Raw genomic sequence first — 16,522 nt, 5'->3', positions numbered from 1 at the left:
ATGGCAAAGGAGCAACCCGACGTGGGTAAAACCGACGAGAAATGGTATAGGCAAGATAAGCAACTCCGGTCAGCTGGCGACCTCGTCGCCGGGGGAGGTGTTGCTGGTGCTTGTATGACTCTCTTGTACGTCATGATAGGTATCGGTATCTGGAGTTTGATAGGCTATGGGCTGGACCACTTACTGAATACCACCTGGCTTGTCTGGGCGGGAGCAGCTGTTGGAGCTTTCGGTGGAATGTACTTGGTGTACATCCATATGCAGCGGAGCACTTAGGCTGGTTCTACGGAACCACCACACACATACAATTTGATTCTTAAATACTCTGTAGGCGCTTAGAGCAAGCGGCTCACACGAAGCAAGAAAGGACTTGCCTTGATTTCAAACGGGCTAGTTGTCGCAGCGGGAGAACAGCAGGGCTATGTTCCGCCCACCATTGAGGACATGCACCTGCCTGCAATCTTCACCGTCGGTGGTTTTGAATTCAGCAAGCAGATGCTGCTGGTTCTGCTGTCAGTGGTTATCGTTGCTGGATTCTTTATCTTCGCAGCCCGCAAGCGTGCCATGGTTCCTACCCGTACCCAGTTCATTGGTGAAATGGGCTACGGTCTGGTACGAAACAACCTGGGCAAGGAACTGATTGGTGCCCACCATTACAAGCCCTTTGTGCCCCTGCTGTTCACTGCCTTCTTCTTCATCCTGGTGAATAACCTTTATGGTTCCATTCCCTTTATTCAGCTGCCTACCATGTCCCATGTTGGCTCAGCCTACGCCCTGGCAGGCATTGCTTACCTGACCTGGGTTGGTGTTGGTATCAAGCGCAAGGGTCTCGGTCGCTTCTTCAAGGATCTCACGATGCCCTCAGGCGTTCCTTGGCCTGTATACATCATCTTGATTCCGATTGAGTTCATGTCAAACATGCTCATCCGCCCCGCAACCCACGCCCTGCGTCTCTTCGCTACCATGTTCGGTGGCCACCTGGCGATTATGGTTGCAGCCTCACTGACCCAGTTCCTGATCGTTGAAGCCGGCGGTATCGCTGCCATCGCTTCTGTCGGCTCCGGTGCCCTGGGCCTCTTCCTCTACTTCCTGGAACTGATGATTCAGGTTATCCAGGCCTACGTCTTCACCCTGCTCCTTGCGGTCTACCTGCAGGGCTCAGTCTCAGAAGGCCACTAAAAGAATAGATTTTCTCCGGTAGACCCCTACCGGACGAGAAAAGCAACCCGCTTAGGCGGGGAGTGTCCACAAATCAAAACTCTGCCCCTGACAAACACACCTGAGAAGGTAAGGGGCACTGTGAAAGGAAACAAACACAATGGAACTCACCGGTTCACTTACCGCAGTTGGTTACGGTCTTTCAGCTATCGGCGGTGGCATCGGCGTAGGTCTGATCTTCGCTGCATACATGACCTCAGTTGCTCGTCAGCCCGAGTCACAGAAGACCCTTCAGCCTATGCTCTTCCTGGGCTTCGCTCTGGTTGAAGCACTGGCAGTTCTCGGCCTGGTTCTTGCGTTTATCAAGTAAATTCCGGCCCCGCCGAAAGATTGACCAAACTATAGAACAGGAAAACCCCCTATGTCTCACTTAATGGCAGCAGCAGAGGGCGCCAATCCTCTGATCCCCAACGTCTGGGAAATCGCCATTACCGCCATCGGGTTCCTGCTCCTCCTCTTCATCGTTACCAAGTACGTTGTCCCGGCATTCGAAAAGATTTACCAGGACCGTAAGGAAGCAATCGAGGGCGGTCTAGCTAAGGCCGAAAAGGCTCAGGCTGAGGCCGCAGCAGCACGCGAAGAGTACGGCCAGCAGCTCGAAAGCGCTCGTCTGGAAGCTCAGAAGATTCGTGAAGAAGCTCGTGCCGAGGGCGACGCCATCGTGGCAGAGGCCAAGGAACGCGCTAACGCTGAGGCTGCTCGTATTACCGAGAACGCCCAGAAGACCATCGAGGCTGAGCGTGCAGCAGCTGCTGCATCACTTCGCACTGAAGTTGGCGCACTGGCAACCTCACTGGCCGGCAAGATCGTTGGTGAATCCCTCAACGATGATGAGCGATCTGCACGTGTAGTCGATCGTTTTCTTGCAGACCTTGATGCACAGCAGGCAGGTGCAGTCCGCTAATGTCAGCAGTATCAACTGAATCACTGAACAAGGTGGAACAGGTACTGGTAGCCCAGGCTACCGTCAACCCGACCCACCTCGCAGATGAACTTTTCGCTGTTGTCGATGTCATCGACAGCAACGGTGGGTTCCGGCGAGGTCTAACCGATCCTTCCCGTGAAGCAGCCCAGCGAGCAGGCATTGCCCGCTCAGTTCTGGGAGGCAAGATCTCCGAAGCCGCCCTGGCCGTCGTTTCAGCAGCAGCTGAGGCCCGCTGGAGTGCAGAACGAGATCTAGCTGATGCCCTAGAACACGTAGCTGTCACCTCAGTAGCGCTTTCTGCTGAACGTCGCGGGGGTGTCGATGCCCTTGAGCAGACCGTCAACGAACTTCTGACCTTCATCAACACAGTTGATGCATCTGCAGAAGCTCAGGCTGCACTTGCCGACACCAGAGCCAGCAAAGAAGCACTCAAGAAGCTCGCAGTCTCACTCGGTGGATCAGTATCCACCGCTGAAGGCAAGCTTCTGCTCGAACGAGTTGGCACTGCAGCTCGCGGTACCACCGCAGCTCGCCTGGCCAGCGCGTTCGTAGAAATCATCGTCAAGCGTCAAAACCGTTGGATTGCACGAGTAACTTCTGCAACCGCACTGACAGCAGAGCAGATTGCAAAGCTCCAGGGCTCACTGAACAAGACCTACGGCAAGGAGCTGAAGCTCGACATCACCGTAGACCCCTCAGTTCTTGGTGGCCTCCGTGTCCAGGTCGGTGATGAGGTCATTGATGGCACTCTATCAACCCGCCTGTCTGAACTGAGCCGCGCATTCGCCTAGGCGATTTATACAGTCGAGACCTCGACGGTGATTTAGAAGATACAAACGACGAATCGGGCACGCCAAAGGCTAGCCGACCCGGCACGTCACATAAGTTTCGGTGGGCCTGCCCCAAACCTGTGGCAGGCACACCAACAAATTAGGAGAGCAGGGACATAAGATGGCCGATTTGACCATCAACGCCGATGATGTCCGTAACGCGCTGAACGAGTTTGCAGCGTCTTACGAACCCGGCAATGCAGAGCGCGTAGAGGTGGGTCGTGTTGCAGCAGCATCCGACGGCATCGCACGCGTTGAGGGCCTTCCCTCAGTAATGGCTAATGAGCTTCTTCGCTTCGAAGATGGCACTCTTGGCCTGGCACAGAACCTCGATACCCGTGACATTGGTGTCATCATCCTGGGTGACTTCACCGGCATTGAAGAAGGCCAGGAAGTTCACCGCACCGGTGAGGTTCTCTCAGTACCCGTAGGCGACGCCTACCTGGGCCGTGTAGTTGACCCCCTGGGTAACCCCATCGATGACCTGGGCGAAATCGCCGCTGAAGGCCGCCGTGCCCTGGAACTCCAGGCACCTGGCGTCACCCAGCGCAAGTCCGTCCACGAACCCCTCCAGACCGGCCTCAAGGCAATCGATGCCATGATTCCGATTGGCCGTGGCCAGCGTCAGCTCATCATTGGCGACCGCCAGACCGGTAAGACCGCAATTGCCGTCGACACCATCCTGAACCAGAAGGACAACTGGGCAACCGGTGACCCCAACAAGCAGGTTCGCTGTGTCTACGTTGCTATCGGTCAGAAGGCTTCAACCATCGCAGCTGTCCGTGAAACCCTCAAGCAGCAGGGCGCACTGGAATACACCACCATCGTGGCTTCCCCCGCTTCTGACGCAGCAGGCTTCAAGTACCTGGCACCCTACACCGGTAGCGCCATTGGTCAGCACTGGATGTACGGTGGCAAGCACGTTCTGATTATCTTTGATGATCTCTCCAAGCAGGCTGAGGCCTACCGTGCAGTGTCACTGCTGCTCCGCCGTCCTCCGGGCCGCGAAGCCTACCCCGGCGACGTCTTCTACCTCCACTCCCGCCTGCTCGAGCGCTGTGCAAAGCTCTCGGACGAGCTGGGTGCAGGTTCAATGACCGGTTTCCCCATCATTGAAACCAAGGCAAACGACGTTTCTGCCTTCATTCCCACCAACGTCATCTCCATTACCGACGGCCAGATCTTCCTGCAGTCCGACCTCTTCAACGCTAACCAGCGCCCCGCGGTCGACGTAGGTATCTCCGTTTCCCGTGTTGGTGGTGCAGCCCAGACTAAGGCTATGAAGAAGGTATCCGGTACCCTCAAGCTGGATCTGGCCCAGTACCGTGCTATGGAAGCCTTCGCCATGTTCGCATCTGACCTGGACGAAGCCTCCAAGGCCCAGCTGACTCGCGGTGCTCGCCTGACCGAGCTGCTGCGTCAGCCCCAGTACACCCCCTATGCAGTTGAGGACCAGGTTGTTTCAATCTGGGCTGGCACCAACGGCTACCTGGATGACCTGGAAATCTCAGACGTCCTGCGTTTCGAGTCAGAGTTCCTCGATCACCTGCGTCGCTCAACCTCCGTCCTTCAGGAGATTGGCACCTCAGGCAAGCTCGAAGACGACACCGTCGCAGCCCTCAAGACTGCCATCGTCGACTTCAAGAAGGGCTTCCGCTCAGAAGGCTCCAGCCACCTGGTTGAAGCAGGCCGTGAAGAGCACAAGCCCCTGTCTGACAGCGAAGTATCACAGGAAACCATCGGTTAGCGATTTTCCTAGCCAGCGAGGTGCCCCTCGTCGAAAGGGGAGGGGCACTTCGCCCTAGGAGTGAAAGGAATCTCTATGGGAGCCCAGATTAGGGTTTACCGCCAAAAGATTACTTCAACTAAGTCCATGAAGAAGATCTTCAAGGCAATGGAGATGATCGCAACCTCACGCATTAACAAGGCTCGCAAAAGCGCTGAGGCTGCAAGCCCCTACGCAAATGCGCTGACCAAGGCGGTAACCGCTATTGCGACCCAGCATCACATTGAGCACCCCCTGCTCAATGCGAGCAACAAGGCTAAGACCGGTCGCTCCGCAGTGCTCGTTTTGACCAGCGACCGCGGCCTTGCGGGTTCATACTCATCATCCGTCCTCAAAAAAACCGAGGGACTTATTGAAAAGCTCCGCGGTGAGGGACGTGACGTAAAGCTCTACCTCATCGGTCGCAAGGCAAAGTCCTACTTTGAATTCCGTGAGCGCGAGTACGAGCAGGCTTGGGAAGGTAACACCGACAACCCCAACATCGAGATGGCAATCGCCGCCCGCGACGCGATTCTGGCAGCCTACGAGAACGGCGACGTAGATGACCTCCACATCATCTACACCGAGTTCGTTTCAATGGTCACCCAGGAAACCCGCGTCCTGCGTCTTCTGCCCATCGAAGTTGCAGCAGCCCGTGAACTTGGCGAAGAAATCCTGCCCGGCGAACGACTTGAAGACGACCAGTTCCAGCAGAACTCAGTCTTCGAATTTGAGCCCAACCCCCAGGAAGTCCTCGACGCCCTGCTTCCCCGCTACATCGCTTCCCGCATTTATGCGTGCCTGCTTGAAGCGGCAGCGTCCGAACTTGCATCGCGCCAGCGTGCGATGAAGTCCGCAGGCGACAACGCAGATGAGCTGATTAAGAAGTACACCCGCCTGATGAACAACGCTCGCCAGGCAGAGATTACTCAGGAGCTCAGCGAAATCGTTGGCGGCGCCGACGCACTCGCCTCCTAAACCCGAAGACAACTTTTCCACTCTCTACATAGGTAAGTGAGAACAATGACTGCAACTCTGAACGAATCGGCCGCAGCGCCGGCTCAGGGCGCAACCGGTCGCATTGCTCGCGTTATCGGCCCTGTCGTTGACGTAGAGTTCCCTGCCGGCCAGGTACCTGACATCTACAACGCGCTGACCGCTGAGCTGACCCTCAACGGCACCACCCGTAAGATCACCTTCGAGACTGCCCAGCACCTCGGTGACTCACTGGTACGCGCCATCTCCCTCCAGCAGACCGACGGCCTCGTCCGTGGCCAGGCTGTTGTTGACACCGGCGCCCCCATCTCCGTCCCCGTAGGCGACGGCGTCAAGGGCCACATCTTCAACGTCCTCGGTGACGCCCTCGACGTCTCCAACGACGAAATCAAGGCCGACACCTACTGGCCCATCCACCGCTCAGCTCCCGGCTTCGCCGACCTCGAAGGCTCCACCGAGATGCTGGAAACCGGTATCAAGTCCATCGACCTTCTGACCCCCTACATCAAGGGTGGTAAGATCGGCCTCTTCGGTGGTGCAGGCGTTGGTAAGACCGTTCTGATCCAGGAAATGATTACCCGTGTTGCCCGTAACTTCGGTGGTACCTCAGTATTCACCGGTGTTGGCGAACGTACCCGTGAAGGTAACGACCTCTGGGTCGAAATGGAAGAAGCAGGCGTTCTGAAGGACACCGCCCTTGTCTTCGGCCAGATGGACGAACCCCCGGGAACCCGTCTGCGCGTTGCGCTGACCGGCCTGACTATGGCGGAATACTTCCGTGACGTTCAGAACCAGGACGTTCTGCTCTTCATCGATAACATCTTCCGCTTCACCCAGGCAGGTTCTGAGGTTTCCACCCTGCTCGGCCGCATGCCCTCAGCTGTGGGCTACCAGCCCAACCTGGCTGACGAAATGGGTCTGCTGCAGGAACGCATCACCTCAACCCGTGGTCACTCCATCACCTCCATGCAGGCAATTTACGTTCCTGCGGATGACTACACCGACCCGGCACCCGCCACCACCTTCGCCCACCTGGACGCAACCACCGAGCTCTCCCGTGAGATTGCTTCCCGTGGTCTGTACCCCGCGATTGATCCCCTGTCCTCCACCTCCCGAATCCTGGACCCCCAGTACATCGGTCAGGAGCACTACGACACCGCAATCCAGGTCAAGGCTATCCTCCAGGAAAACAAGGAACTCCAGGACATCATCGCGATTCTTGGTGTTGACGAACTTTCTGAAGAGCAGAAGATCGTTGTTGCCCGTGCCCGTCGTATCGAGCAGTTCCTCTCCCAGAACACCTACACTGCAAAGCAGTTCACCGGTGTTGAGGGTTCAACCGTGCCGATCAAGGACACCATCGAATCCTTCCAGATGATCTGCCGTGGCGATGTTGACCACATCCCCGAGCAGGCCTTCTACAACATCGGTGGTATGGACGACGTCATGCGCCGTTACGAGGAAATCAAGGCACAGTCTGGAGCCAAGTAATTATGGCACTGAAAGTTGAAGTCGTTTCACGCGAACACATCGTGTGGGTTGGCGAAGCCAAGTATGTACGAGCTCGCACCGTTGACGGTGACCTCGGTATCATGCCCGGCCACATCCCCACCATGGCGCTTCTTGCTGACGACGGTGAACTTCTGATTGAAGCCACCAACGGCGAAAAGAAGACCACCCGCCTGAACGAGGGTTTCTTGACCGTTTCTAACGATCGAGTCACCATCGCAGCCAAGCACGCTCAGATCTAGGTTCAAGCCTGGCTGAAAGGACGCCGCCCTAACCCAGTAATGGGGGAGGGCGGCGTCCTTGTATCCAGGCTCCAATATGGTCCTTTTCGACAGCAAGGGCCCCTTTACCCGGCGGGTGAAGGGGCCCTTGTTGCGTGAAGACCTTGGTGTTAGAAAAGGCGGGATTCTACGTCGTCTACCCCGCGCATGGCGTCGTAGTCAAGAGATACGCAGCGGATACCGCGGTCCTCGGCCAGGGTACGGGCCTGGGGCTTAATTTTCTGGGCGGCAAAGACACCCTGGACGGGGGCCAGCAGCGGGTCCCGGTTGAGCAGGTCCAGGTAACGGGTGAGCTGCTCAACACCGTCGATGTCGCCAATCCGCTTGAGCTCAACGGCAACAGATATACCGGAGGCGTCCTTGGCCAGGATATCGACTGGACCAATGGCTGTGGGGTACTCGCGTCGAACCAGCCGGTAGCCAGCCCCCAAGAGCTCAATCTGCTCTGCCAACAGGCGCTGTAGGTCAGCCTCAACCCCATCCTTGATGAGGCCCGGATCGATTCCTAGATCATGGCTCATCTCACCGTGGGTGCCAAAGATACGGATGAGGAGCCTGTCGTCGCTCTTGGCGGCCTGCACCGTCCACAGTTCGGTTACGTCAGGGTCAAGGTCGTCAGCAATGGAGGTTCCCTCAAACTCTGATCGGGGGGAAATATGCAGACGGCAGGGCGGGCTCATCCAGTTCAGGGGCTTGTAGGAACCCCCATCGGAATGAATCAGTACAGACCCATCGTTTTTGATCATGAGCAGGCGGGTTGCCCGGGGCAGGTGGGCATTGAGACGGCCCATATAATCGACAGAACAATCAGCTATTACTAAACGCACCTCCCAACTCTAACAGGTTGCCCGGCTCAGGCTCTAGGGGCCAGACCCCCAGCAGGACGGGCAGGTGGTGCGGCCCAGTGTGGGCAGAAGGGGGAAATGACGTCCCCGGGAGGGCAGGAAGAGATAGGGCAGAGGGGCGGCGAAGAGGCGGTCCGGCGAGCCCAGAAGGGGGAAAAGACGGCCCCGGGAGGACAGACAGAGATAGGGCAGAGGGGCGGCGAAGAGGCCGTTCAGCGAGAGCAGATGGGGGAAATGACAGCCCCGGGAGGAGAATCAGAGCTGTGCTGGTGGCGGCGAAGTGGCTGACCAGGATGGTCAGGGCTCAAGGCACAGTCAAAGGCCAGAGCAAGGCACAGGGCTTGGGACTGCGCTTGGGACAGAGCCAGGGCCAGAGCCAAGGGCAGAGGGCTACCGGTGCCCCAAGCAGGGCCAAGGCCAAAGGTCAGGGGCAGGGCTTGGGCCTGGGGCATGGGCCATGACAGAATAGGGGCTATGCCTCGTAGACCCCACCCCAAACGTCGCTCCAACTCTGGACCTGCCTTGAGTAAGTGGCAGAAAACCCGCCCCCAAGGGAGGGACATTTCCCGTATCCTCGACCCTGCCCCTTTCATTGAGGAAAGCGCCGATGGGGACTGGTATGTGCAGTATATTCCAGCGGTCAATGCCAAGAAGACCTATAAATGTCCGGCCTGTGAGCGGCAGATTAACCCCGGGGTGGCCCACCTGGTGGCCTGGCAGACCGATCACATGTTTGGTGCCCAGCGAGCCATCGAGGAGCGGAGGCACTGGCATAAACGCTGCTGGGAGACACGCAGTCTCTGGTATTAGGGCAGGACGGAAAAGCCCCACCTTCTGAAGCTGAAGGTGGGGCTTGTGCGTCCTTGCATGCTGGGGCAGGGAGGGGCTACAGCTGGTCTTGCCGGGGAACTAGGACCTCATTGACCAAGATGAGCAGGGAGGCTGCGACGGGAATAGCGATGAGGGCCCCGAGGACTCCCCAGAGGGCAGAACCTGCTACAACCGCGATAATGGCCACCGCACCGGGAACAGCCACAGCCCGCTTCATAATGCGGGGGGAGATGAAGTAGGCCTCAACCTGCAGGTAGACCAGGTAGGGGATGAGGAAGAAGATGGCCGTCTGCCAGCTTTCAATCAGGGCCATGATCGACACAAGGGCTGCTGCACTGACCCCGCCGACCAGGGGGATAAAGGCGAGAATCAGGACGACTAGCATGAGGAGCTGGGCAAAGGGAACGCCGACAATGAGCATGATGATGGAGGCTACGGTGGCGTTGCAGAGAGCAACCAGGGCCTGGCCTGAGACGTACTGGCCGACCGAGGAGGTAATTTTCTCGGTCAGGTAGCCGATTCGATCCCGTTTGGAGGCCGGGGCCAGACGGATGAACCAGGCCTTGATGGTGGGCAGGGAGGCCAGGACGTACATGGAGAGGAAAAGGACGATGATGGTGCCGGTGGTGACCTCAGCCAGGGTGGACCCTGCGTTCATGAGGGAGTTGAGGAAGCCACTGACCACCGAGGTGTCTGAGGCTATCTGAGCAAAGATTTTTTCGACCTCGGCGTCGACGGCGTCCCGCACCTGGAAGCGTTTATCTAGGGTAATGACAAGGTCGCTGTTAAGGAAGCTCTCAAACTGCTGGGGGAAACCGGTAACGAAAGCTACAGCCTGCCGGGCCACCATGGGGATAATCCAGAAAATGACGGCGGCGGCGATACCGGCAAAGAGGAGGAAGACGGCCGTCACTCCGAGGGAGCGGGGCAGGCCCCAGCTTTCGAGTTTTCTGACGAGGGGGTCAAGGCCCAGGCCGATAAAGAGGGCGCCGGTGAGCCACCCGGCCAGGGCCCCCACATTGAGCACCAGATAGAAGGCGATATAGGCCAGGCCCATGCCGATGGCCAGCATGAAGCCGAAGTAGACCGGGTTAGTGAGGTAGCGTCCCTTGCCTTCGGGCCGGACGGCAGGGGCCTCGGGGGCTGCGTCCGTGTCAGGGGAAATCTGGGGGTAGTTTTCTGGCTCGGCTGGTAGCTGGAAGCGGTGGCGGGGGAGGGCCCCGGGGATAGCAGGGAGAGCCGGGAGGCTGAAACGGGGTGAGCCGGTAGCGTCAGAGGACGCTGCTTCATCGGAGGGAACAGCGTCAGCAACCTGCTGGGCTGACCGGCGGGGCGTCAGTTTTTTGAGGGCGTTGAGGATATCTGGCATGTTTGTGTCCGGTAGGGGGTGGTCTTGCCTCTAGCCTATCTTGATTTCTGCCCTGGGCTTGAAACTGGGCTCGGAAGCTCGCCCTCGGGCGCCTCTTTGGCACGATAGTAGGGAGATACTTCCCGTTTTGAGAGAAAAGAGAGCATCATGACCCAGCAGGCTGGCTTCCAGGAGCAGAACCTTCCGGCCTCGGTCCGTAACGCCCCGGATCTTGCCGCCGTAGCCCAGGGAGCTGGGCAGGACGCGTCCGCCCCGGCTGAGGGCAAGGCCGACAGCCCCGCCCCACGTTGGCGGCTGGACGTTACTGATACCGGCCAGTTCCAGAAGCTGGTGCAGGAATCCAACCGTGGTGCGGTGATTTTTGGCCTGTGGGCTCCTCATTCCCCGGCTTCGGTGGAGATGATTGAGAACCTGGAGGCCATGGTGAACTCAGCTGGAGGCAACCTGCTTCTGGCAGCTGTTGATATCACCAAGACCCCTGAGATCGGCCAGGCATTCCAGATTCAGGGGGTCCCTGCGGCCGTGGCCGTTCTGGCTGGGCGTCCCGTCCCGATCGCCCACGGACCCCTGCCAGTACAGGAGCTGACGGAGGTGCTCGGACAGGTACTACAGGTAGCTGCCCAGCAGGGCCTACCCGGCGGGTTTGAGCCCGTCCTAGCCGACAGCGAAAAGCCCCTCCCGCCCCTGCACCAGGAGGCCCTTGCCGCCCTAGATCGGGGGGACTACGAGGCCGCAGAGGCCGCCTACACTCGGGCCCTGAACGAAAACCCGGGCGATACCGACGCCAAGATTGGCCTGGCCCAGGTCCACCTGCTCCACCGCGTCTCAACCCTCAACCTGGCTGAAGAACGGCAGAAGGCTGCCGCCGACTCAACCGACGTGCAAGCCCAGCTCAACGTCGCTGACCTTGATATTGCCGGGGGACATGTGGAGGACGCCTTCAACCGCCTCATCACCCTCTTCAAAGCCGTGGACGACACCACCAAAACCCAGGTACGGGAGCGCCTCCTGGAACTCTTTGAGGTCGTCGGCTCAGCTGACCCCCGGGTGAAGAAAGCCCGCTCGGCCCTCATGATGGCCATGTTCTAGGCTATAGCTGACCTTCCTGGGGTTTCCTGCCCCGCTGGCTGAAGGGGCTAGGCAGGGGAGCGGTGACCTGGGTTTTTCATCCTCCCGAGGGATGAAAAAGGTCAGGGTACAGACTAAAGTAAGTGGTATGGCACACGAAATAACCCCCTGGTCTCCCTCCCCTCATCAGATACCCGAGCCGACGCCCCAGCCGTCCGACCCCCAAGCGGAAGAGAACTCAAGGCTGGAACAACCAGCCCAGCCCCTGCCCCCGTCCCCGGTCGAGGCCGAGGTGGCCCCCGGCAGTACAGCCACCCCGGCCCTGGAACTGACCGGGCTGGTCAAGGTCTATGACGGGCGCCCTGTGGTCAATGGAATCAACCTGACCATTCCTCGAGGCTCTTTCTATGGGCTGGTAGGCCGCAACGGGGCTGGTAAGACAACCAGCCTGTCCATGGCAACAGGTATGCTCAAGCCCACGGCCGGGCGGGTGCTTGTTGGCGGTACCGACCTCTGGGCCCAGCCCCTGGAAGCCAAACGGAAGATTGGGGTGCTGCCCGACGGCGTCCGCCTCTTCGATAAGCTCACCGGCGAGCAACTCCTCACCTACGCAGGCCGTCTCCACGGGCTCGATAAGGCGACGGTAGCCGAACGCACCCGCGACCTCCTCCAGGCCATGGACCTGGTGCCAGCTGTCGGGCGGCAGGTTGCCGACTATTCGGCTGGTATGACCAAGAAAATCGGGCTGGCCTGTGCCATGATCCACGCCCCCTCCCTGCTGGTGCTCGACGAGCCCTTTGAGGCAGTAGACCCGGTATCGGCATCCAACATTCAAGATATTCTCAGGGCCTATGTCGCTGGGGGAGGAACCGTCATTGTCTCTTCCCACGTCATGGACCTCGTTCAACGCTTGTGCGACCATGTGGCTGTGATGGACGCTGGCCGGATCCTGGCCTCCGGGCCCATGGAGGCAGTCCGCAGGGGAGATAGCCTGGAAAACCGTTTTGTCTCCCTGGTAGGTGGACGCGTTGAATCGGAGGGCCTGGCATGGTTGCAGTCCTCCTCCAACTAAAGTTTGCCCACTTCAAAGCCAGCTTCGCCGGGGGTAACCCCTGGGCCATTTTCGGCCTGATCTTTGGCGGCCTCTACGGGCTCGGAGTGGCCTTTGGGGTAGGGGCCTTGGGGCTGGCTTTAGGGCAGCCGGATCAGACCCTCTTCTTCCTGGCCCTGGTCGGCTCCCTGCTGACCCTCGCCTGGTGGCTTATACCGCTCGTCGCCTCAGCCGCCGACGCCACCCTAGACCCCGAGCGTCTGTCCCCCTACCCGATTACCGTCCGCCAGCTCATGGCAGGCCAGGCCCTGGGGGCCCTGATTGGGCTCCCCGGCCTTCTCACCCTCCTGTTTGCCCTGGCTGCTGCTACCTCTACCCTGGCAACCCCCCTGGCCCTGGCAGCCTACCCCCTCTCAGCCCTCCTGGGCCTGGCCCTGGCGATCGTGGGATCACGTCTGGTGACGGTAGCCTCCATACCCTTGCGGGCCCGCCGAGGCGTCAGCAATACCCTGACCCTCCTGACCTTCGTCCTGCTCATGTGCACCGGCCCCCTCATCCTCGCCGCCCTGGGCGGACTCGAACACCTCTGGACGCACATGCCCCAGATCATCGGAACCCTCCAGTTCACCCCGCTGGCCTCCGCCTGGGCTATCACTGGGCAGGTAGCCCAAGGCAACTACGGGATCGCCGCAGCCCTGACCCTGCTCACCCTGATCTACCTGGCCCTGGCCTGGTACCTCTGGCAACTGGCAGCAACCAAGGCCCAGGCAACCGTGGGGGAGCAGGGGCAGACCGGCCATTCTAAGGACCTGGCGGCAGGCAAGCTGGGCCTGCTCGGTCGCTTCCCCGCTACCGTCCGCGGGGCTATTGCCGCCCGCACCGTCCAGATGATGATCAAAGACCCACGCTGCAACGTCAACCTCATCTCCCTGCCCATCTTCTACCTGCTCTTCCTCGTCTTCAACGGCTTCACCTTCAGCCCCAGCCCGGGGGAAGAGTACAACAGCCCCATCATGGGGGTCGTCATGGTGGCAGTCTTTGTTCCCGCCTTCGCCGGGTACATCATCACCTACCTGGTGCCCTACGAAAATACGGCCTTCGCCCTGCACACCACCACCTCCCTGCGGGGAATCGACGACAGGCTCGGCCGAATCTACGGGATTACCACCCTCTACCTCCCTATGATCCTGCTCGGCACCATCGCCTTCAGCCTGCTCTCAGGGGTAGGCAGCTACGCCCTGCCCATGACCCTGCTGGCCGTTGCCGTCTTCGGAATTGGCCTGGGCATCGGGGCCTACACCGATACAGTCTTCTCCCTGCCCGTACCCCCACCAGGCTCCAGCCCCTGGAAAACCCCCAAACAACCCGACGGCATGGCCAAGGGCTTCGTCAGGGGCCTCATCATGCTTATCCCCATGGGCCTGGGGCTGCCCGGCCTCATCGGGCTTGCAGCAACCGCCATCACCGGCCAGCAGCTCTGGGCCTGGCTGGGAGTCGGGGCCGTCGCCCTCATCTCTGCAGGCGTCCTCACCTGGGGAATCCGCGCAGGAGCCCGCCGCTTCGAACACCACTGCGCCGACATGCTCCAGCGCGTGGCCCGCTTCTCATAAACCCACCACCCCGTATTAGACTGGGGTACAAACAGACCAACCCAGGAGGACCCATGTCATCCATCCCCGGAATCGAAGACCCCTTCCCCGAAACCGCCCACTCCGGCGGCACCGCCCTCCTCGAACGCGAGGAAGTCCAAAACGTCGAACCCGGCGACCACGAACGCTTCGCCCACTACGTCCGCAAAGAAAAAATCATGGAGTCAGCCCTCACCGGCAACCCCGTCGAAGCCCTCTGCGGCAAAAAATGGACCCCCGGACGCGACCCCGAAAAGTTCCCCGTCTGCCCCGAATGCAAGGAAATCTACGAAGGCCTCGCCCCCGGCGACGAGAACTAGACCCACCTCATAGCCCCATTCACCCCCGAATGGGGCTAAACTTTTGTGGTGCCCCAAAAGCTGGGGCAAAGACGCGAGGGAAGGGACGAGACATGGACGAGAACCAGCTACCACTCTTTGGGGAAGGCAGCAGCTCCCTCTCCCCGGCCTACCCCGACCGCGCCGCCTGGGGCACCGCTCCTAAGCTCCGCGCCTGGCAGGCCGAAGCCATGACCAAGTACTTCACCGAGAACCCCCGCGACTTCATGGCCGTGGCAACCCCCGGTGCAGGTAAAACCACCTTCGCGCTCACCGTCGCCAAGGAACTCTTCAACCGCGGCACTATCAACCGCATGACCGTCGTCGCCCCCACCGACCACCTCAAACGGCAGTGGGCCGACGCTGCCGCCCGCGTCGGAATCTCCATCGACCCCAACTTCAAAAACTCCGACGGCACCACGGGGCGCGGCTACCAGGGCGTCGCCCTCACCTACGCCCAGGTCGCCAACAAGCCCATGCTGCACCGGGCCCGCACCGAAAACGGCCGCACCTTGGTCATCATGGACGAAATCCACCACGCCGGTGACTCCCTCTCCTGGGGCGACGGCCTGCGCGAAGCCTTCGAACCGGCCACCCGCCGCCTGGCCCTCACCGGCACCCCCTTCCGCTCCGACACCGCCGCCATCCCCTTCGTCCAGTACGAGGAGGACGCCGACGGGATTCGCCGCTCCAAATCCGACTACTCCTACGGCTACGGGCCCGCCCTCAAAGACCACGTCGTGCGCCCCGTCATCTTCATGGCCTACTCCGGCCAGATGCGCTGGCGTACCTCCGCCGGTGAAGAAATGGCCGCCAACCTGGGGGAGGGCTTCACCAAGGACGTCACCGCCCAGGCCTGGCGCACCGCCCTTAACCCCGACGGCGAATGGATTCCCACCGTCCTTGCCGCAGCCGACAAACGCCTCACCGAAGTGCGCCGCACCGTCCCCGATGCTGGCGGCCTCGTCATCGCCACCGACCACGCCGACGCCCGCGCCTACGCCAAACAGCTCCAAAAAATCACCGGCGAAAAACCCGCCCTCATTCTCTCCGACGACAAAGAAGCCTCCAACAACATCGAAGAGTTCTCCGCAGGTCTTTCCCGCTGGATGGTCGCCGTGCGCATGGTATCTGAAGGGGTGGACGTCCCCCGCCTGGCTGTTGGCGTCTACGCCACCTCAACCTCCACCCCCCTCTTCTTCGCCCAGGCCATCGGCCGCTTCGTGCGCTCGCGCAAACGCGGGGAAACCGCCTCGGTCTTCCTGCCCTCCGTACCCCAGCTCATGATGTTGGCCAACGAGATGGAAACCGAACGCGACCACGCCCTCGACCGTAAGGGCGCAACCGACGAGGTCGTCGATCCCCTCAACGAGGGCCTGGACGACCACCTCATCGAAGAAGCCAACAAGGAAGAAGTCGCCAGCGACCAGCTCACCCGCGGCAAATTCGAAGCCATCGGCTCCCAGGCCTCCTTCCACGGCGTCCTCTTCGACGGGGCCGAATTCTCCACCGGCGGCCTGGAAATCGGCTCCGACGAAGAACAAGACTTCCTCGGCATCCCCGGCCTGCTGGACGCCGAACAGGTCGGCACCCTGCTCCGCGCCCGCCAAAAAGACCACGCCACCCGACGCCCCGCGTCCGCAGCGCCTCAGGTTGTCGACCACCGCCAGCTCAAAGACCTGCGCAACAAGCTGGCCAAAAACGTGGCAGCCTGGGCAGCTCGCACCGGCAAACCCCACGGCTCCATCCACAATGAACTGCGCCGAATCTGCGGCGGGCCCGCCGTTGCCCAAGCCTCAGCAGAACAGCTCCAGGCCCGCCTGGAAAAGCTGCAAGACTGGTTCGTCGGGCGCAAGTAGCCTCAATGA

General features: G+C 60.3%; 17 protein-coding genes. 15 read left to right on the top strand and 2 right to left on the bottom strand.

What is annotated here, in order from left to right; genetic code table 11:
* The 9 genes from L7A15_RS01670 (at window position 1) to L7A15_RS01630 (ending at window position 7,485) form a co-directional block, all read left to right on the top strand.
* Window positions 1–276: a hypothetical protein gene (locus L7A15_RS01670; RefSeq protein ID WP_237187982.1), complete on the top strand. Its 276-nt coding sequence runs from the start codon at window positions 1–3 to the stop codon at window positions 274–276.
* 99 nt (window positions 277–375) lie between these two features.
* Window positions 376–1,179 carry a F0F1 ATP synthase subunit A gene (gene atpB, locus L7A15_RS01665; protein ID WP_237200401.1) on the top strand — a complete coding sequence of 268 codons (804 nt, stop codon included), beginning with the start codon at window positions 376–378 and terminating at the stop codon, window positions 1,177–1,179.
* Between the two features lie 139 nt (window positions 1,180–1,318).
* Window positions 1,319–1,528, top strand: coding sequence for an ATP synthase F0 subunit C (gene atpE / locus L7A15_RS01660; protein WP_237187984.1), 210 nt, complete (start codon window positions 1,319–1,321; stop codon window positions 1,526–1,528).
* A 51-nt stretch (window positions 1,529–1,579) separates the two neighbouring features.
* Window positions 1,580–2,122 carry a F0F1 ATP synthase subunit B gene (locus tag L7A15_RS01655; protein WP_237187985.1) on the top strand — a complete coding sequence of 181 codons (543 nt, stop codon included), beginning with the start codon at window positions 1,580–1,582 and terminating at the stop codon, window positions 2,120–2,122.
* Entirely contained in the window at window positions 2,122–2,934 is an 813-nt protein-coding gene (locus L7A15_RS01650) for a F0F1 ATP synthase subunit delta (RefSeq protein WP_237187986.1), read from the top strand. Before L7A15_RS01655 ends, L7A15_RS01650 begins: the two co-directional genes overlap by 1 nt.
* A gap of 160 nt (window positions 2,935–3,094) precedes the next feature.
* Window positions 3,095–4,720, top strand: coding sequence for a F0F1 ATP synthase subunit alpha (gene atpA / locus L7A15_RS01645; RefSeq protein ID WP_237187988.1), 1,626 nt, complete (start codon window positions 3,095–3,097; stop codon window positions 4,718–4,720).
* A 75-nt stretch (window positions 4,721–4,795) separates the two neighbouring features.
* A complete protein-coding gene (locus L7A15_RS01640) occupies window positions 4,796–5,716 on the top strand; it encodes a F0F1 ATP synthase subunit gamma (RefSeq protein WP_237200403.1) in 921 nt (306 codons plus the stop codon).
* A 45-nt stretch (window positions 5,717–5,761) separates the two neighbouring features.
* Window positions 5,762–7,225, top strand: coding sequence for a F0F1 ATP synthase subunit beta (gene atpD / locus L7A15_RS01635; protein WP_237187991.1), 1,464 nt, complete (start codon window positions 5,762–5,764; stop codon window positions 7,223–7,225).
* Between the two features lie 2 nt (window positions 7,226–7,227).
* Entirely contained in the window at window positions 7,228–7,485 is a 258-nt protein-coding gene (locus L7A15_RS01630; RefSeq protein ID WP_237187992.1) for a F0F1 ATP synthase subunit epsilon, read from the top strand.
* Between the two features lie 149 nt (window positions 7,486–7,634).
* On the opposite strand, the gene nucS is transcribed toward L7A15_RS01630, so the two are convergent.
* Window positions 7,635–8,351 carry an endonuclease NucS gene (gene nucS, locus L7A15_RS01625; RefSeq protein WP_237200404.1) on the bottom strand — a complete coding sequence of 239 codons (717 nt, stop codon included), beginning with the start codon at window positions 8,349–8,351 and terminating at the stop codon, window positions 7,635–7,637.
* A gap of 492 nt (window positions 8,352–8,843) precedes the next feature.
* On the opposite strand from nucS, the gene L7A15_RS01620 reads away from it, so the two are divergent.
* Entirely contained in the window at window positions 8,844–9,179 is a 336-nt protein-coding gene (locus tag L7A15_RS01620) for an ATP/GTP-binding protein (RefSeq protein WP_237207960.1), read from the top strand.
* Between the two features lie 76 nt (window positions 9,180–9,255).
* On the opposite strand, the gene L7A15_RS01615 is transcribed toward L7A15_RS01620, so the two are convergent.
* Window positions 9,256–10,569, bottom strand: coding sequence for an AI-2E family transporter (locus tag L7A15_RS01615; protein WP_237207959.1), 1,314 nt, complete (start codon window positions 10,567–10,569; stop codon window positions 9,256–9,258).
* Window positions 10,570–10,716: 147 nt separating this feature from the next.
* On the opposite strand from L7A15_RS01615, the gene L7A15_RS01610 reads away from it, so the two are divergent.
* From L7A15_RS01610 to L7A15_RS01590, 5 genes are all read left to right on the top strand, one after another.
* On the top strand, window positions 10,717–11,658 hold the full coding sequence (locus L7A15_RS01610) for a tetratricopeptide repeat protein (RefSeq protein ID WP_237207958.1): 942 nt from the start codon (window positions 10,717–10,719) through the stop codon (window positions 11,656–11,658).
* A 127-nt stretch (window positions 11,659–11,785) separates the two neighbouring features.
* Complete coding sequence (locus L7A15_RS01605) at window positions 11,786–12,709, top strand: ABC transporter ATP-binding protein (RefSeq protein WP_237207957.1); 924 nt, start codon at window positions 11,786–11,788, stop codon at window positions 12,707–12,709.
* Window positions 12,685–14,298, top strand: a complete 1,614-nt coding sequence (locus L7A15_RS01600; RefSeq protein ID WP_237207956.1) for a hypothetical protein — start codon at window positions 12,685–12,687, stop codon at window positions 14,296–14,298. Before L7A15_RS01605 ends, L7A15_RS01600 begins: the two co-directional genes overlap by 25 nt.
* Window positions 14,299–14,351: 53 nt before the next feature.
* Window positions 14,352–14,636 carry a DUF3039 domain-containing protein gene (locus tag L7A15_RS01595; protein ID WP_237189799.1) on the top strand — a complete coding sequence of 95 codons (285 nt, stop codon included), beginning with the start codon at window positions 14,352–14,354 and terminating at the stop codon, window positions 14,634–14,636.
* Window positions 14,637–14,728: 92 nt separating this feature from the next.
* On the top strand, window positions 14,729–16,513 hold the full coding sequence (locus L7A15_RS01590) for a DEAD/DEAH box helicase (RefSeq protein ID WP_237189798.1): 1,785 nt from the start codon (window positions 14,729–14,731) through the stop codon (window positions 16,511–16,513).
* The last annotated feature ends 9 nt before the right edge of the window (window positions 16,514–16,522 follow it).

It is taken from the genome of Rothia nasimurium, assembly GCF_928391935.1.
Lineage (GTDB): Bacteria > Actinomycetota > Actinomycetes > Actinomycetales > Micrococcaceae > Rothia > Rothia nasimurium_D.
This window is presented reverse-complemented; position numbering and strand designations above follow the sequence as displayed.

Coding starts and splice junctions, on each gene's coding strand:
- L7A15_RS01615 (WP_237207959.1), bottom strand. CDS start 10,569: ATGCCAGATATCCTCAACGCCCTCAAAAAACTGACGCCCCGCCGGTCA.
- L7A15_RS01620 (WP_237207960.1), top strand. CDS start 8,844: ATGCCTCGTAGACCCCACCCCAAACGTCGCTCCAACTCTGGACCTGCC.
- L7A15_RS01595 (WP_237189799.1), top strand. CDS start 14,352: ATGTCATCCATCCCCGGAATCGAAGACCCCTTCCCCGAAACCGCCCAC.
- L7A15_RS01605 (WP_237207957.1), top strand. CDS start 11,786: ATGGCACACGAAATAACCCCCTGGTCTCCCTCCCCTCATCAGATACCC.
- L7A15_RS01640 (WP_237200403.1), top strand. CDS start 4,796: ATGGGAGCCCAGATTAGGGTTTACCGCCAAAAGATTACTTCAACTAAG.
- L7A15_RS01650 (WP_237187986.1), top strand. CDS start 2,122: ATGTCAGCAGTATCAACTGAATCACTGAACAAGGTGGAACAGGTACTG.
- L7A15_RS01600 (WP_237207956.1), top strand. CDS start 12,685: ATGGTTGCAGTCCTCCTCCAACTAAAGTTTGCCCACTTCAAAGCCAGC.
- L7A15_RS01590 (WP_237189798.1), top strand. CDS start 14,729: ATGGACGAGAACCAGCTACCACTCTTTGGGGAAGGCAGCAGCTCCCTC.
- atpA (WP_237187988.1), top strand. CDS start 3,095: ATGGCCGATTTGACCATCAACGCCGATGATGTCCGTAACGCGCTGAAC.
- L7A15_RS01655 (WP_237187985.1), top strand. CDS start 1,580: ATGTCTCACTTAATGGCAGCAGCAGAGGGCGCCAATCCTCTGATCCCC.
- atpE (WP_237187984.1), top strand. CDS start 1,319: ATGGAACTCACCGGTTCACTTACCGCAGTTGGTTACGGTCTTTCAGCT.
- atpD (WP_237187991.1), top strand. CDS start 5,762: ATGACTGCAACTCTGAACGAATCGGCCGCAGCGCCGGCTCAGGGCGCA.
- L7A15_RS01670 (WP_237187982.1), top strand. CDS start 1: ATGGCAAAGGAGCAACCCGACGTGGGTAAAACCGACGAGAAATGGTAT.
- L7A15_RS01610 (WP_237207958.1), top strand. CDS start 10,717: ATGACCCAGCAGGCTGGCTTCCAGGAGCAGAACCTTCCGGCCTCGGTC.
- L7A15_RS01630 (WP_237187992.1), top strand. CDS start 7,228: ATGGCACTGAAAGTTGAAGTCGTTTCACGCGAACACATCGTGTGGGTT.